The organism is Pseudomonas sp. MF6755, assembly GCF_016405635.1.
Classification (GTDB): domain Bacteria; phylum Pseudomonadota; class Gammaproteobacteria; order Pseudomonadales; family Pseudomonadaceae; genus Aquipseudomonas; species Aquipseudomonas haemolytica.
Genome location: NZ_JAEKDA010000015.1, coordinates 95,485 through 109,806 on the forward strand (window position 1 = coordinate 95,485; position 14,322 = coordinate 109,806).

General features: G+C 59.0%; 17 protein-coding genes. 5 read left to right on the top strand and 12 right to left on the bottom strand.

The window, feature by feature from the left end; all coding sequences use genetic code 11:
* Positions 1-41 precede the first annotated feature (41 nt).
* Genes JFT66_RS20370 through JFT66_RS20390 form a run of 5 tightly spaced genes read right to left on the bottom strand, consistent with a single transcriptional unit; the run spans position 42 to position 2,947 of the window.
* Positions 42-830, bottom strand: a complete 789-nt coding sequence (locus JFT66_RS20370; protein WP_034120334.1) for a fimbrial biogenesis chaperone — start codon at positions 828-830, stop codon at positions 42-44.
* A 25-nt stretch (positions 831-855) separates the two neighbouring features.
* Positions 856-1,344 (bottom strand): Csu type fimbrial protein, encoded by a 489-nt coding sequence (locus tag JFT66_RS20375; protein ID WP_034120335.1) that lies wholly within the window; start codon positions 1,342-1,344, stop codon positions 856-858.
* Positions 1,345-1,346: 2 nt separating this feature from the next.
* Positions 1,347-1,889, bottom strand: a complete 543-nt coding sequence (locus tag JFT66_RS20380) for a Csu type fimbrial protein (protein ID WP_198859970.1) — start codon at positions 1,887-1,889, stop codon at positions 1,347-1,349.
* Positions 1,890-1,907: 18 nt separating this feature from the next.
* On the bottom strand, positions 1,908-2,453 hold the full coding sequence (locus JFT66_RS20385) for a spore coat protein U domain-containing protein (protein WP_034120337.1): 546 nt from the start codon (positions 2,451-2,453) through the stop codon (positions 1,908-1,910).
* Positions 2,447-2,947, bottom strand: coding sequence for a Csu type fimbrial protein (locus JFT66_RS20390; protein WP_442963611.1), 501 nt, complete (start codon positions 2,945-2,947; stop codon positions 2,447-2,449). Before JFT66_RS20390 ends, JFT66_RS20385 begins: the two co-directional genes overlap by 7 nt.
* A 215-nt stretch (positions 2,948-3,162) precedes the next feature.
* On the opposite strand from JFT66_RS20390, the gene zapE reads away from it, so the two are divergent.
* Complete coding sequence (zapE, locus tag JFT66_RS20395) at positions 3,163-4,257, top strand: cell division protein ZapE (protein ID WP_198859971.1); 1,095 nt, start codon at positions 3,163-3,165, stop codon at positions 4,255-4,257.
* Between the two features lie 37 nt (positions 4,258-4,294).
* Complete coding sequence (locus JFT66_RS20400; RefSeq protein WP_198859972.1) at positions 4,295-5,593, top strand: protein kinase; 1,299 nt, start codon at positions 4,295-4,297, stop codon at positions 5,591-5,593.
* A 57-nt stretch (positions 5,594-5,650) separates the two neighbouring features.
* Here JFT66_RS20400 and JFT66_RS20405 read toward each other — a convergent pair whose 3' ends face one another.
* The gene (locus tag JFT66_RS20405) at positions 5,651-6,358 is read right to left on the bottom strand and encodes a YebC/PmpR family DNA-binding transcriptional regulator (RefSeq protein WP_034120341.1); all 708 of its coding nucleotides are present in this window, start codon (positions 6,356-6,358) and stop codon (positions 5,651-5,653) included.
* A 108-nt stretch (positions 6,359-6,466) separates the two neighbouring features.
* Positions 6,467-7,792: an MFS transporter gene (locus JFT66_RS20410; protein ID WP_034120342.1), complete on the bottom strand. Its 1,326-nt coding sequence runs from the start codon at positions 7,790-7,792 to the stop codon at positions 6,467-6,469.
* A gap of 259 nt (positions 7,793-8,051) precedes the next feature.
* On the opposite strand from JFT66_RS20410, the gene JFT66_RS20415 reads away from it, so the two are divergent.
* Complete coding sequence (locus JFT66_RS20415; protein WP_198859973.1) at positions 8,052-8,942, top strand: LysR substrate-binding domain-containing protein; 891 nt, start codon at positions 8,052-8,054, stop codon at positions 8,940-8,942.
* On the opposite strand, the gene JFT66_RS20420 is transcribed toward JFT66_RS20415, so the two are convergent.
* On the bottom strand, positions 8,918-9,772 hold the full coding sequence (locus JFT66_RS20420; RefSeq protein WP_198859974.1) for a LysR substrate-binding domain-containing protein: 855 nt from the start codon (positions 9,770-9,772) through the stop codon (positions 8,918-8,920). The genes JFT66_RS20415 and JFT66_RS20420 overlap by 25 nt on opposite strands.
* 112 nt (positions 9,773-9,884) lie before the next feature.
* Between JFT66_RS20420 and JFT66_RS20425 the strand changes: the two genes are divergently transcribed.
* Both JFT66_RS20425 and phnX read left to right on the top strand, forming a co-directional pair.
* Positions 9,885-10,994 (top strand): 2-aminoethylphosphonate--pyruvate transaminase, encoded by a 1,110-nt coding sequence (locus JFT66_RS20425; protein ID WP_198859975.1) that lies wholly within the window; start codon positions 9,885-9,887, stop codon positions 10,992-10,994.
* A 29-nt stretch (positions 10,995-11,023) separates the two neighbouring features.
* Positions 11,024-11,851 carry a phosphonoacetaldehyde hydrolase gene (gene phnX, locus JFT66_RS20430; protein WP_198859976.1) on the top strand — a complete coding sequence of 276 codons (828 nt, stop codon included), beginning with the start codon at positions 11,024-11,026 and terminating at the stop codon, positions 11,849-11,851.
* Positions 11,852-12,222: 371 nt separating this feature from the next.
* Here the strand turns inward: phnX and JFT66_RS20435 are convergent, their stop codons facing one another.
* The 4 genes from JFT66_RS20435 to JFT66_RS30280 form a co-directional block, all read right to left on the bottom strand.
* Positions 12,223-12,606: a hypothetical protein gene (locus JFT66_RS20435; protein ID WP_034120347.1), complete on the bottom strand. Its 384-nt coding sequence runs from the start codon at positions 12,604-12,606 to the stop codon at positions 12,223-12,225.
* A 119-nt stretch (positions 12,607-12,725) separates the two neighbouring features.
* Positions 12,726-13,382 carry a hypothetical protein gene (locus tag JFT66_RS20440; RefSeq protein WP_198859977.1) on the bottom strand — a complete coding sequence of 219 codons (657 nt, stop codon included), beginning with the start codon at positions 13,380-13,382 and terminating at the stop codon, positions 12,726-12,728.
* A 224-nt stretch (positions 13,383-13,606) separates the two neighbouring features.
* Complete coding sequence (locus tag JFT66_RS20445; protein ID WP_198859978.1) at positions 13,607-13,996, bottom strand: hypothetical protein; 390 nt, start codon at positions 13,994-13,996, stop codon at positions 13,607-13,609.
* Positions 13,993-14,295, bottom strand: a complete 303-nt coding sequence (locus tag JFT66_RS30280; protein WP_198859979.1) for a polymorphic toxin type 47 domain-containing protein — start codon at positions 14,293-14,295, stop codon at positions 13,993-13,995. Before JFT66_RS30280 ends, JFT66_RS20445 begins: the two co-directional genes overlap by 4 nt.
* Between the last annotated feature and the right edge of the window lie 27 nt (positions 14,296-14,322).

Sequence of the window (14,322 nt, forward strand, 5' to 3'; positions counted from 1 at the left end):
CTGTCTAAACCCGGGCTTGAGCCCGTCTCGCTACACAACCATTACCGCTTTGGCGCCAGGCTCTCCAGTTGCGGCGCGCCGTTGACCCTGACTTGCAATGGCTGGTCGGCCGACACGGCATCCGGCACCGGCCAGCGCATGCTCGCGCCCGGCAGTACATAGCCGAGCAACCCCTCCACCAGCGGCCGGGTCTGCCCGCCCTGTTTGAACGACGCATCGGTGAGCCGCGCGTGCACGGCGCCCTGGTTGCGCACCTCGATGTAGCTGTGCCCGGCCACGTTGACCTTTTGCCAGCTCAAGTCCGGCTTGCCCGCGCCCTTGGGGTCGCGCTGGCGAGTGGCGTCATCCTTGCTCCAAAGCCCGGCGCCGTAGGCAAACAACGGCACCGAATAGCGCATCTGGAAGCGAATCGCCGCCGCCGTGTTCTTGCCTTCCGGCGGTGCGGGCACCTGCAGCGCCGAAGGGATTTCATCGATGATGATGCGGTAGGCCAACTCCTGCCCGGGCGGCACTTCACGGGTGCGGGTCAGGCGCACCAGTTGCTTCTGGCCGGGCTCGATCCTGGCCACCGGCGGGCTACCGATCACATCGCGCTGGTTCTGGTACTGCTCCTCGAAGCCGGTCTGGCTCCAGGCAAACACGCGGATCTGCAGGTTGGCGGTCTCCGTGCCACGGTTCTCCAGCCACAACGCACTGGCCTGTTGATCGGCCTCCAATACCGGGTCAATGGGCCAGATCAGCACCGAACTGGCCGCCTGCACCAGCCCTGCTGTGCACAAAAAAACCGAGGCAATACCCGCGGCCCACCACCGCTGGGAAGCTGAACGCATAACACCACTCCTTATACCGATAGCCCTACCACGACAGCTGCACCTGCAGCGTGTCGCTATACGTCCCCCCAGGCTGATTGCCCGGCAATACCACCCGCCCGTAAATCGGCAGGCTGATGTTGTTTGCATCGCTGTAGGTCACGCTGACGCTCTGGCTGATCCCCAGGCTTTGGCTGAACGCCGCATCCCGAAACAATTGGTAAGCCACCCGCGCACTGCCGCTGTTGAGCTGCAAATTACGCCCGGCGCTGCTGTGCAAGCCGCCATCCACACTCATGCTCAGGGCCACGCCCGGTGTGCATTGCAACGTCACACCGCCAGTGAGGGCCGCCGTTACCGTGCTGGTGGCCAGGGCCGAATAGCTGCCGTAGGCCAATGCGCCGTAGTTGGAGCCGCCGCCCACGATCAGGCAGCCCGGGGTAATGGTCGCGCTGACCTGGAAGCTCTGGCTGGTCACCGCCGATAGCGGCAGCGGCATCGCCAACCCACAGGCCAACCACACTCTGAGCCACATCGTTAGAACGTCAGCTCCACGGCCACGGTGTCGGTGTAAGTGCCCGCCGGCAGCCCCGCCTTGCCCACCGCCCGACCGTAGAGGTTGACGGTCTGCGCCACGCCCGTGCTGGTGGCGAGGGTGACCACGCCATCAATCGCCAGGAGCGCGGAGTGCCCGCTGTCGGTGTAGAAGTCGTAAGGCACGAAGTTCCCCGCCCCATCGGCCAGCGCACGGGTGCCACCCGGGGAGGCGCCATCATGGGCACCGGCACGCACCTTAACCGCAGGCGTGGTGCCGGCCGAACATAGGATCGACAGCGCCCCGCCAGTACCGGTGCCGCCGAGCAATTGCGCATCGGCATTGGTAAACAGGCTGTTGGTGGTGCCGAAGTTCAGGCTACCGAAGTTCAACCCGGTGGCCGCTCCAGAACCGTTGACCTGGCAACTGGCGATCAAGGTCAGGCTGGAGGTGATCTGCCCGGTGACCGTGGTCGCCGCATTCACGCTGGAAGCCAGCGCCAGGCCCAGGGCACATATGCCGATTCGAGATACGAGTGCATGCATGATATTTGTCCTCATGGTTTACCAATCCAGAGTCACCGTCAGGGTGTCTGTGTAGATGCCGGCCGGTAGGGCCCTGGTATTCGCCACCACTGAGCCGAATACCGGAATAGGTACCTGTGCGCCCTTGGTCACGACGAAATTGCGCTGCTGGCCGATGCGGTAGGCGCTCTGGCCCAAGGCATCGGCCGATAGCCGATAGGGAATCGTCTGGCGGCCGTTGCTCAGGCGGCGCGTGGTGCCGTCGCCGTGGGCGCCACCGTCGATGGTCACGGTGAAACTGCTGACCACCGAAGGGTTGCAGGACACCGACAGCGGCGCTTTCTCGCCATCGGAAAGGGTCGCTCCCAAGGTCTCGTTCCAGGTCGGCCCCTGGCTGCCGAAATCCAGCAGCGCGGTGCCGCCTTCGGGGGTCACCGGTGCGCGCTCCACGCCTTTGCTGACTTCGCAACTGGCGGTGATCACCAACCGCGCGTGGATCTGCCCGTTGACCGCGGCCGCCTGCGCGTCATCCGCCAGCAACAGCAGGCTGCCCAGGGCCGCAACGGCCAGATAGCGGCTTACCATGTGACGGTGACCTTGAGCAGGTCGGAATAACGGCCGACGGCCGGGATATCTTTGAGCGGTTCGATACGGCCATACAGCGGCAGATCGACCGAACCGGTGTCCGGTACGCGGCCGCTGATCGGCACGTCCACCGGCAAGGGGATCAACCGCGCGGCGTCGGCATAGATTCGATAGGGAATGGGCCTGCTTGAAGGCGCCGCATTGGCGAGGTAACGCACTTCGCCTACGCCGCCATGCAGGCCGCCATCAACGCGTATTTGGTAAGGCGTGTCGGGGTTACATTCCAGGCGCGGCTGGCGCTGGCTGATCAAGGCCGCACTCAGGGGGCCGGCCGGGTCATCCAGACGCGGGCCGTTACCGAAATCCAATACGCCAAGTTGCTCGATGCCTGCATGGCGGGTGGTGCCCACCAACTGGCAACCCCGCTGCACGTCGATGCGCACCTCCACCTGGAGTTGCGCAGCGTAAGCCGTGTTGCAGAGCATCGTGCCCATGACAGCCAATACCGCCGGTCCCTTCACAGCCCCAATTCCTTATACAGGGGTGACAACTGTGTATGAGGTTAGTCATTTAAAGCGAAAGTGCCAGTTTGCCGGGCTTGGCGCCCATGCCATGCTTTTTCGAGATGGCTGGCCGCGTACATCCCTATTGGTCAAATGGCGTCGGGCGCCCTACAGTGAGCGACCACCGCAATACAGAGTGACTCCCATTGGCCGTGCTTCCCCTGCTCCAGCGCCTGCTGGGTAAAAAAACCGACGTTCTGGGCGCCTCGCCTATCCCGGCGTATTTTCAGAACAAGGCCGAACAACAGGGCTATACCCTCAGCGACGGGCAAATCCGGGCGATTACCGCCCTGGATCGCGAGACCCAGCACCTGCTCAACGGCCAAGCCACGCGCAGCCTGTACCTGCATGGCCCAGTGGGGCGCGGCAAAAGCTGGCTGCTGGACGGCTTTTTCCAGGCGCTGCCGATCGCCGAGAAGCAGCGCGTGCACTTCCACGATTTCTTCACCCGCCTGCACCAAGGCATGTTCCTGCACCGCGGGCATGACGATGCCCTGGCCGTCGCCCTGGATCAGTTGCTGGCCGACTGCCGGGTGCTCTGCTTCGACGAATTCCACGTCCACGATATCGGCGATGCGATGCTCATCAGCCGCTTGTTCAAGGCCCTGTTTCAGCGCGGGGTGCTGGTGCTGGTGACCTCCAACTACCCACCCGCTGGCTTGCTGCCCAACCCGCTGTACCATGAACGATTCAAGCCGGTGATCGACCTGATCGCCGCGCGCATGGACGTGTTGGAAGTCAGTGCGCCCCAGGACTTTCGCAGCCTGCCCCAGGCCCACCCGCAGCAACGCTTCACCAGCGGCCAGTATGTATGGCCAGGCACTTCAGACCAGCGAGTAAGCCTCGGGTTGCCCGCCATGGATTGCCCGGCGCTAGCCCTGACCGTCGGCACTCGGCAGTTGCTGTGCCGCGGCCATCAGGCGCGGACCATCGTGTTCACCTTCAACGACCTGTGTGAACAGCTCACGGCAGTCATGGACTACCTGCTGCTGTGCCAGGATTTCGACCACTGGATCATCGACGGCCTGCCGCAACTGGCCGAATGCCCAATTGCCGTGCAACAGCGTTTTATCAACTTGGTGGATGTGCTCTACGACCAGGACAAACGCCTGACCCTCATCGGCCACCAACCCCTGGAAAAATGCCTGGAAGGCCAGGCCATCGACCTCGCCCGCACCGCTAGCCGCCTGCGCCAATTGCAAACACGCAGCCCGCAAACCGCCCCCGACCCGGTATCATGAGCGCCTTTTGTGCCCCCTTCCGAGTGCCGTGCTGTTCATGAATACCCTCGCCCAACTCAAGGCTGGCCAACTGGCCGGCGCGACGCGCCTGGACCTGACCTGCGGGCTGACCGAGTTCCCCCGGGAGATCTTCGAACTGGCCGACTCCCTGGAAATCCTCAACCTCTCGGGCAACGCCCTGAGCAGCCTGCCGACCGACCTGCATAGCCTGAAGCACCTGCGCGTGCTGTTCTGCTCGGAAAACGCATTTACCGAGTTGCCGGACTGCCTTGGCCGGTGTGCGAAGCTGAGCATGATTGCCTTCAGAGTCAATAAGATCAGCCACGTGCCGGCCGCCGCCTTGCCGCCCCAGTTGCGCTGGCTGATCCTCACCGATAACTGCATCAGCCAATTGCCCGACGAACTGGGCCAACGCCCATTGCTGCAAAAACTGATGCTGGCCGGCAACCAACTGACCGGATTGCCGCAAAGCCTGGCCCAATGCAAGAACCTGGAGCTGATCCGCATCGCCTCCAACCGCTTCACCCAACTGCCGCAGTGGCTGCTGACGCTACCGAGCCTGACCTGGCTGGCCTACGCCGGCAACCCGGTGGAAATGGCGGTGGAAGTAAAGGGAGATGATGCAACGCCGAACATTCCCTGGCCGGAACTGGAACTGGGCGAGGTACTCGGTGAAGGCGCTTCGGGGATCATTCATAAAGCATGGTGGAAACCCCAGGCGCTGCCGGTCGCGGTCAAGTTGTACAAGGGCACCATCACCAGCGACGGTTCACCGCTGCATGAAATGCAAGCCTGCATCGCCGCCGGGTTGCACCCTAACCTGATCAAGGTGCAAGGCCGTGTCGTCGGCCACCCCGACGACCGGGCTGCACTGGTGATGGACCTGATCGACCCCAGCTACCGCAACCTCGCGGCTCTGCCGAGCATGGCATCCTGCACCCGGGATATCTACGAGCCCGGCACCCGTTTCAGCCTCGATGTGGCCATGCGCATGGTACGAGGCATCGCCTCGGTGGCGGCGCACTTGCACCGGCAAGGCATCACCCATGGCGACCTGTATGGCCACAATATCTTGTGGAATACGGCGGGAGATTGTCTGCTTGGCGACTTTGGCGCAGCGTCATTCCATGCCACCACGGACTCCCTGGAAACCAGGGCGTTGCAGCGTATTGAAGTGCGGGCGTTCGGGGTGCTGCTGGGGGAGTTGTTGGAGCGGGTTGAGGCAAGTAACGAAACCTTACGGGCACTGCAACAAAGATGCTGTCAGCCGGATATGCTGGCACGACCGAGCTTCGAAGAAATCGAAGCGTTGCTGAAATCTATGCAGCACCACTAAACCAATGTGGGAGGGGGCTTGCTCCCTCCCACATTTTTGACTGCATTTGTCCAGTGGCTAGCCAGCCAGGCCGACAAACATATCCTGCACATCATCATGGTTGTCCAGGCCTTCCAGGAATGCCTCGACTTCAGCCATTTGCTCATCGGTCAAACCACTGACCGGGTTCTTCGAAAGGTAGCCCAGCTTGGCCGACAGCACTGTGAAACCCTGCTCCGGCAAGGCTTTTTGCACGGCATCCAGGTCGGTGGTTTCAGTGATGAACAGGGTGGTGCCCTCTTCTTCACCGTCTTCAAAGTCCTGGGCGCCAGCTTCAATGGCGGCCATTTCCGGATCAGCGTCCGGGGTGTCCGGCGATGCTTCGATCAGGCCGACGTGGTTGAAGTCCCAGGCCACCGAGCCGGAAGCCCCCAGTTGGCCCTTGCGGAATGCAACGCGGATTTCTGCCACGGTACGGTTGATGTTGTCGGTCACGCACTCAACGATCAATGGCACCTGGTGCGGGGCGAAACCTTCGTAGGTCACGCGGTGGTATTGCACGGTTTCACCGAGCAGGCCGGCGCCCTTCTTGATCGCGCGCTCCAGGGTTTCCTTGGGCATCGAGGCCTTCTTGGCCTGCTCCACCACCAGGCGCAGGTGCGCGTTGGTCGCGGTATCGGCGCCGTTGCGGGCGGCGATGGTGATTTCTTTCACCAGCTTGCCGAAGATCTTGCCCTTGGCATTGGATGCCGCTTCTTTATGTTTGACTTTCCACTGTGCGCCCATGACTCACTCTCTTATATCCATGGCGCCGAGACGTCTACTGGCCGGCGCTTTGGGGGCAGAGTTTATAGCGCAAGAACGCATCGTTCCACCAAAAAACCGGCCAAGCCCTCAGGTGCGCAAGGGTTTGATCGCGACGTTGCGGTCTGGCACAAAATCCCCGACCTGGGCCAGTACCGCAGGCCTGGCGTTCCAATAGGGCATCAACACCAGCGAAGAAAACAGCGCCGCGCCGGCAAACACGATAAACACCGTGACGGTATCGAAGTAGCCCGGCAGCAAGCCGCCAAGGATCGCCCCCACCGAACCGCAGCCATTCACAAAGCCTGCGGCCGTGGCGCCAGCCTTGGCGGTGCCGAAGTCGATGGCCGCGGTGCTGCTGATCATCGAGTCCGGGCCGTACAGGGTCAGGCCCATCACAAACAGCAAGGCCATCACCAGCACCACGCTACCGGTGTGCAGCGCACCCATGAACAGCGCCAGGGCCACGGTCAACGCCAGCAAGCTAAGCACACAGGCCGGCATTCGCCGGGCGCCGAACAGTTTGTCGGAGGCCAGGCCGATCAGTACCGGCCCGAGCAAACCGGCCAGCTCAAACGCAGTGGGCACGATGGCCGCGCCGACCTTGCCCACCGACGGCATCTGCTCGTAGACAATCACCGGCCCCCACAACAGGATCGCGTAGCGCGCCGGCTTGAGCAGGAAGTACGCCAGCCCCAGGGTCAATACCGTGCGGTTACGCAGGATCGCGCGCAGGGGTTCGAGCACGCTGATGCGCTGTTGAGCGCCAGCCTCTTCGGCGCTCAAGACCGGCTCGGGTTCCACCGCCGGCAAGCCCACATCCTGCGGGGTATTGCGCTGAAAGATGAAGAACAGCACGGCCACCACCGCCACCACTGCGGCACTGGAGATAAACGCCGCGTGCCAGCTGCCGATCAGCGTATAGGCCCACCAGCCGGCGAACGGTGACGCCACCAGGCCGCCAAAGGCGTAGCACGAACTCCACAACCCCAACACCCGCCCCCGCTGCTGGGCCGGGAAGAAACTGCCAAGGTTCTTGCACAACCCCGACCAGCCGGTGGACTGCGCCAAGCCCTGGATCAACATGCAGGTAACGAAGATCGGCAAAGTGGCAAACGTGCCCATCACCAGCGCCGCGGCGGCGGAAATCAGCAAGCCGCCGAGCACCACCACCCGTGGCCCGAAGCGGTCGGCGAGCATGCCCCAGGTGAATTGGCCCACGGCATAGGCAGCGAGATACAAGCCATCCAGGTTGGCCATCATCATTTTATCGAGGGGGAAGCTCGGGTCGTCACCAATCCCCAGTTTCGCTACGGAAAATGCTTTGCGGGTGAAATAGAAAGCGGCGTATGCCAGCCAGGTGATGGCGAAAATCTGCACGCGCCAACGCTTGATGCTACCCATAGGGATATTCATGGTGGTTCTGACCTCAGGTGTGAGTGCGCCGGCAGAATCGAAAGAAAACGCCTGTTTTTTTTATGGTTAAGCACTGCAATGCCGGGGCCGTGAAGGGCGCGACACTGGTCAGATGGGTACGGTGTGCCTGCACCCATGGCCACCGAGGTTGTAGGACTCAACCTACGGCGACTGAGGTGCATCAAAGCAATGACTGACTAATAGGTAAAATCGATTTATCGTATTTCAAATATAAGTTCAGCTTGTAAGAGGACGTGCCATGTCGGTTTCCCATGCCCAGCTCAAAGCCTTCCATGCGGTGGCCGTCCACGGCAGTTTTACTGGAGCCGCCGAGCGCCTGTTCCTGACCCAGCCGGCGATTTCCGACAAAGTGCGCAAACTTGAGGAGCGCTTCGGCGTGCTGCTGTTCCATCGCAACAAACGTTCGGTACGCCTGACCGATCTCGGAGAGCGCCTGCTTGGCATTACCCAACGCCTGTTTGTGATCGAGGCGCAAGCAGAGGAATTGCTGCAGGACTCCCGCGCCCTGCTCACTGGCACCCTTACCCTGGCGGTGGATGCCCCCGTGCATGTACTGCCGCAGATCGCGCGCTTCTGCCAGCTGTACCCGGGGATCAGCGTGAAGATTGAAACCGGCAACACCGATGAATCATTGTCTCGCCTCTACAACTACCAGGCCGACCTCGCGCTGTTGGGGCGCGATGTCGACGATGCACGCCTGTTGTCGCTGCCCTTGCCCGACGACCAGCTCCTGGCGTTCGTCGCACGCAACCACCCCTGGGCCGGGCGCGAATCCATCTGCCTGGCCGACCTCGATGACACGCCACTGGTATTGCGCGAAATCGGCTCCGTCACCCGTCAGACCCTGGAGCAGGAAATGAGCCAGGCCGGCCTGCGCATTCGCCCGGCGATCCAGGTGGAAGGCCGCGAGGCCGCCCGTGAAGCGGTGGTGGTGGGCATTGGCGTAGGCGTGGTGTCGGCAGCGGAATTCGGCGCCGACGCACGGGTGTACGCCATGCCGATCCGCGATTGTACCCAGCGCATGAAGGAAACCCTGGTGTGCCTGAAAGAGCAGAGTTCACGCCGGGTGGTGGCGACCTTTCTGGAGATCGTGCGTGAGAGCCTTCATGCCAAATCGAAAAATGCCTGAATCAATCGCAGCGACCGGCGCCGCTCCATGCAGCCGAGCATATGCCGATTCAGCAGGCCATCACCCAGGATCGGTACGGCTTGTACACGCGGGTCCGGGCTGATCTCCATCGACGACACCACCCCCACGCCCAATTCAGCCGCAACGGCTTCGGCCACGGCTTCACGGCTGTCCAGTTCCAGCAGCACCTTGGGTTGCACATTCGCCGCCAGGCACGCGTCATCAAAGGTGCGTCGGGTGATGGAGCTGGGCTCACGCAACACCATGATGACCTCATGCAGTTGCGCCAGTTGAATCCCCTCGGGCTGTTTTGCCCACGGATGCGCTGCCGGCACCAGGGCGCAAATGCGTGACTCGCTCAAGGGTTGCAGGTGCAGACCATTGCGCGGTTCCACCCCGGTGAGCACCGCCACATCCGCATGCTCGGACAGCAGCGCCGCCAACGTCTCCTGGGCATTGCCCAGGCGCAGGTTCACGGTGATGCCCGGGTAGCGTGAGCGCAGGCTGGCGATCATCGGCATGACCAAGTGAGGGCCATCTGCTGCCACTTCCAGGCGCCCGGTGAGCAACTGGCGGTTGGCCTCCAGCATGGTCTGCGCCTCATCCACCAAACCGAAGATCGCCCGGGTGATGGCCGCCAGGCGCGCGCCCTCCTCGGTCAACTCCACCCGTCGTGCGGTGCGGCGCAACAACGGGATCTGGTAGTACTCCTCAAGCGCCTTGATATGCCCGGTCACCGCCGGCTGGCTGATGAACAGCCGGGCCGCCGCACGGGTAAAACTGCCCTCGCGGGCCACGGCGTCGAATGCACGCAATTGGAACAGGTTCATAGCTATCGGCCTCGCTGATAGCTCGCATAACAACAAACAATTTGATTGATGACAAGCCAAACTGCAATTTAGGCGCCGTAGCTTCACCCCCGACACCTTGCGAGGATTTGAGATGACCACTGCCGCGCCGATCCTGTTGACCCCTGGCCCCCTGACCACATCGAACCGCACCCGTCAGGCGATGATGGTGGATTGGGGTTCATGGGATGACCGCTTCAACCAGCTCACCGCCAGCGCCTGCAAGCAGTTGCTGGCGATCCTCAACGGCGCCGACAGTCACCATTGTGTGCCGTTGCAAGGCAGCGGCACCTTCGCCGTAGAAGCCGCCATCGGCACCCTGGTACCCCGCGATGGCAAGGTGCTGGTGTTGATCAACGGCGCCTACGGCAAGCGCCTGGCGAAGATCTGCGAAGTGCTAGGCCGTGCGTTCAGCACCTTTGAAACCGCTGAGGACGAACCCACCACGGCCGCTGATGTGGACCGCCTGCTGCAGGCTGACAGCGCCATCACCCACGTCGCGCTGATCCATTGCGAAACCAGTACCGGCATTCTCAACCCGTTGCCGGAGATCGCCCAGGTCATCAAACGTCACGGCAAGCGCCTGATCATCGATGCCATGAGTTCCTTCGGCGCGCTGCCGATCGATGCCTGCGAAGTACCGTTCGAAGCGTTGATCGCCGCCTCCGGCAAATGCCTGGAAGGCGTACCGGGCATGGGGTTTGTGTTCGCGGAAAAACACGCGCTGGCCGCCGCCCAGGGCAACTGCCATTCCCTGGCAATGGACTTGTTCGACCAGCACAGCTACATGGCCAAGACCGGCCAATGGCGCTTCACCCCGCCGACCCACGTAGTCGCGGCCCTGCATGAAGCGCTGCTGCAATACGCCGAAGAAGGCGGCCTGCCCGCCCGTCATCAACGCTACGCCAACAACTGTCAGGCACTGCTGGACGGCATGGCTGCACTGGGCCTGCGCAGTTTTCTGCCAGCGGCGATCCAGGCGCCGATCATCGTCACCTTCCACGCACCGAAAGACCCGCGCTACCAGTTCAAGGACTTCTACGAACGGGTCAAGGCCAAGGGCTTCATCCTTTACCCCGGCAAATTGACCCAGGTGGAAACCTTCCGCGTGGGCTGCATCGGCCATGTCGACACGGCCGGCATGCGCGCAGCGGTCAAGGCCATCGCCGACGTGCTGCAAGAAATGGAAGTGTTGGACATTTGATTCCCCCCATTACCCACAGGATCTGAACCATGAACTATCAAAACCCCAACACCCTCCAGGCCGTTATCCTCGACTGGGCCGGCACCGTGGTCGACTTCGGCTCCTTCGCCCCCACGCAGATTTTTGTCGAGGCGTTTGCCGAGTTCGACGTGCAAGTCTCCATCGAGGAAGCCCGTGGCCCGATGGGCATGGGCAAGTGGGACCATATCCGCACCCTCTGCAACCAGCCGCAAGTTGCCGAGCGCTATCGCAAGGCATTCGGCCGCACGCCGACCGATGATGATGTAACCGCCATCTACCAGCGCTTCATGCCGCTGCAGATCGAGAAGATCGCCGAGCACTCTGCGCTGATCCCCGGCGCCCTCGACACCATTGCAACGCTGCGGGCGCAAGGGATCAAGATCGGCTCCTGCTCCGGCTACCCCAAGCAAGTGATGGACAAGGTCGTGGCCCTGGCCGCCACCAACGGCTATGTCGCCGACCATGTGGTTGCCACCGACGAAGTGCCCAACGGCCGCCCTTGGCCAGCCCAGGCGCTGGCCAACGTGATCGCCCTGGGCATCGATGACGTGGCCGCGTGCGTGAAAGTCGACGACACCGTGCCGGGCATCCTCGAAGGCCGTCGCGCCGGCATGTGGACGGTGGCGCTGACCTGCTCGGGCAATGCCCTGGGCCTGACTTATGAACAATTCCGTGCCCTGGACAGCGCCACATTGGCCAGCGAGCGCCAGCGTATCGAAGCGATGTTCCAAGCATCGCGCCCGCATTACCTGATCGATACCCTCAACGACCTGCCCGGGGTCATCGCCGATATCAACCAGCGCTTGGCCCGTGGCGAAATGCCGCAAAGCTATTGATACGGGTCGAAAGCGGTAACTTGATTGGCTTGCTCACCCATTTACTGCGAATAAGCAGCTATTTGTGGTGAGTAGGCTTGCTCTTCGTTGAGCTGCACTGTCACTGTGGTTTGTCAGGGGGAATCGCGGTGTGATTACCATGTGGACTGGTCTTCGACGCTGGCTTTTTGGAGGTCGTCTTTCCAGACTTCGCTGGCTAAACGGTAGATGTCAACGAAGAAGCCTCGGGGGTCGGCTATTTCTGTTTCGCCCTAGGGCATCGTCGAGTATTCATCTGGGTCATTTCCAAAAAAAGAATTAAATTTGATTTTTCTGTACTTAAAGCGATGTGTAGATTTTCCATTAACTTGAATTTTTGGCAATCCGCGTACTCAGACGTTTGTTGGGCACAAATGAATGGTATTTACTCTCAACTCTACTAAATCGAGTTCCTGTTTTATTGGCTCATCAAGCTCAACAAGGATTATTGAGTCGCCAAGCTTCAATGCGGCACAACCATCGCCTCCATCTTGAATTAGTTCGCCAATTATGAAATGAGTGTCATTGGTAAAAATGATCTGCGGCGTCTTCTCAAGCGAGGACATGATGTTTGTTTCCCAAGAGAACACTTCGTCCAGCTCAAGTTCCACGTCAAGATCTTCACCAATTTTTGATGTGGAATCGTTCCATAGAGCCACACCATTTCCGAAGGGTGAGGTAAATCTCACACGTAGAATGCCTTGATCAGAAAAAACACCAGTTACTCTTATCTTCATTTTATTTCATTTCTTCGTTAGTGAAACTCTTACAATGACTTTATAAGGGCTTGCGAAGGCTGTTTTTTCCAGGTGACGCTGAGGCTGTATTGAAATGTCATTTTTGACAAGGTTTCTGGTTAGGCTGGGCCGTCTAATTGGGTGTTGTTTATATAATTGTGAATTTCGCTTTCATGTAGTTGATTGAAGTTGTGTTCAATAAGATTCAGGAGGGTGCTGTCGTTATCGTCAGTCACGTAAAAAAATTGAGCGGCGGCGTGGGTTTCTGAGTCATAGAATCTGCATAAAATGGGGTCAGGTTGTGACTCCAAAAAAACACTTATTTTTTCAGGCGTGATGCTCTTTTCAAATATTGTCATATTGGTCCAGAGTTTGTCTATTTCGCTTCTGGTTTTTTCAATAACCATTAGAGTGTCGTGAGAGCTCTCTAGAGCTAGATTGTCTATATTTCGTGGATTGTTTGGAAGGTTTCTAATTCTGCTATAAGTGTTGCTTTTTTTGTTTTTTCTGAATAGGCCTTCAGAGTTCAATGTATTGATGTGAGTTTTTTTGTATAAATATTCTTCAGTTCTTGAGTTGAATGCGGCGCCAGTGGCGGCACACCACGCTCTTTTTATAGGCCGGCCTACTAATTGGCCCATTATTTCACACCATGATTCCCATACGCTATTAAAGTTATGGTTTATCAATGTTGTAGTAGTGAACCTTACATTGCCTGTAGGGTGTATGCTTTCCCATGGCCTTATACCGAATTTGTTTATGTATGCAGTTTTCATTTTGATCTCTTGAAGTAGGTATGTGAATCATCACCAATTTTTAACGGGATTTTGATTTCATTCACTGTGTTTTTGGTGTTGAAGTGAGGTCCATGGTTACCCTCTTTGTGACCTAGTGAATGCTCATAAGCTTTAGTTAGGCGGTGCTTTTTTTAAGCTGAGACGTACACTCGCCCAAGGCTCTATGGTGTCCGCCGTATAGAACAATTTGGGTGGAGTGATCTTCATGCCCAAATCACACAGTCATGGTCATCCATGTGTACTAAAAACGTCAGTTCGTTATCGGTTATCCAAAATGGATAACCGGTGGTTTCGCCTAAAACAGATGCTAAAACTGGTGCAGTATCAATTTCCCATGCCCTATATTTTGAGTCGAATACCAGCAGAACTAGACCATTCTTGCTGATGCGATACGACATCTCTTTCCAAAATTTAGGGTTATGCTCTGTGCATTTTTCGTTCAGTTCGGTGGGATCAAGCACGTTGCTTTGTGATTTGAAAAATTTTCTCGTCAGAGAATTTACCAATACGTTTAGTTCATTTGAATCAAGCTTCCTCGAGTTGATTTTCAAGGTGTCACATGCTTCGTCTATTTCCTTTTCCAAGTAGCTCATCGAGGGATACCTATTTTGGAGCGGCTAACCGAGACCAGCTTGAGTAGTATATGGCCTCTCTTAGCGCCTCCACCGGTCCTCTTTCCAGGAGTTTGATAGCCGATACGAGGTGATTTTGGGCCTTCTTTGCTTGGCACAAGCAGAGGGTCGTCAATATTCACTTCCGCCCCCCTATTAGGGGCGCTTTGTACACGCCATTGCGTTGGAAATGATTTGCCATCTTGGTCTTTGCCCCATTTCGATACGCTATATTCAGTCTTCGGTATGCCTGTTCTGCGGTAGCGTGGATATCTCAGCAAATATTAGTGTCGACATCTCTCTGTGAA

Bases quoted from the DNA above. Each gene is read 5' to 3' on its own strand.
- JFT66_RS20370 (WP_034120334.1), bottom strand. From the start codon at position 830: ATGCGTTCAGCTTCCCAGCGGTGGTGGGCCGCGGGTATTGCCTCGGTT.
- JFT66_RS20375 (WP_034120335.1), bottom strand. From the start codon at position 1,344: ATGTGGCTCAGAGTGTGGTTGGCCTGTGGGTTGGCGATGCCGCTGCCG.
- JFT66_RS20380 (WP_198859970.1), bottom strand. From the start codon at position 1,889: ATGCATGCACTCGTATCTCGAATCGGCATATGTGCCCTGGGCCTGGCG.
- JFT66_RS20385 (WP_034120337.1), bottom strand. From the start codon at position 2,453: ATGGTAAGCCGCTATCTGGCCGTTGCGGCCCTGGGCAGCCTGCTGTTG.
- JFT66_RS20390 (WP_442963611.1), bottom strand. From the start codon at position 2,947: ATGGGCACGATGCTCTGCAACACGGCTTACGCTGCGCAACTCCAGGTG.
- JFT66_RS20400 (WP_198859972.1), top strand. From the start codon at position 4,295: ATGAATACCCTCGCCCAACTCAAGGCTGGCCAACTGGCCGGCGCGACG.
- JFT66_RS20405 (WP_034120341.1), bottom strand. From the start codon at position 6,358: ATGGGCGCACAGTGGAAAGTCAAACATAAAGAAGCGGCATCCAATGCC.
- JFT66_RS20410 (WP_034120342.1), bottom strand. From the start codon at position 7,792: ATGAATATCCCTATGGGTAGCATCAAGCGTTGGCGCGTGCAGATTTTC.
- JFT66_RS20415 (WP_198859973.1), top strand. From the start codon at position 8,052: ATGTCGGTTTCCCATGCCCAGCTCAAAGCCTTCCATGCGGTGGCCGTC.
- JFT66_RS20420 (WP_198859974.1), bottom strand. From the start codon at position 9,772: ATGAACCTGTTCCAATTGCGTGCATTCGACGCCGTGGCCCGCGAGGGC.
- JFT66_RS20425 (WP_198859975.1), top strand. From the start codon at position 9,885: ATGACCACTGCCGCGCCGATCCTGTTGACCCCTGGCCCCCTGACCACA.
- phnX (WP_198859976.1), top strand. From the start codon at position 11,024: ATGAACTATCAAAACCCCAACACCCTCCAGGCCGTTATCCTCGACTGG.
- JFT66_RS20435 (WP_034120347.1), bottom strand. From the start codon at position 12,606: ATGAAGATAAGAGTAACTGGTGTTTTTTCTGATCAAGGCATTCTACGT.
- JFT66_RS20440 (WP_198859977.1), bottom strand. From the start codon at position 13,382: ATGAAAACTGCATACATAAACAAATTCGGTATAAGGCCATGGGAAAGC.
- JFT66_RS20445 (WP_198859978.1), bottom strand. From the start codon at position 13,996: ATGAGCTACTTGGAAAAGGAAATAGACGAAGCATGTGACACCTTGAAA.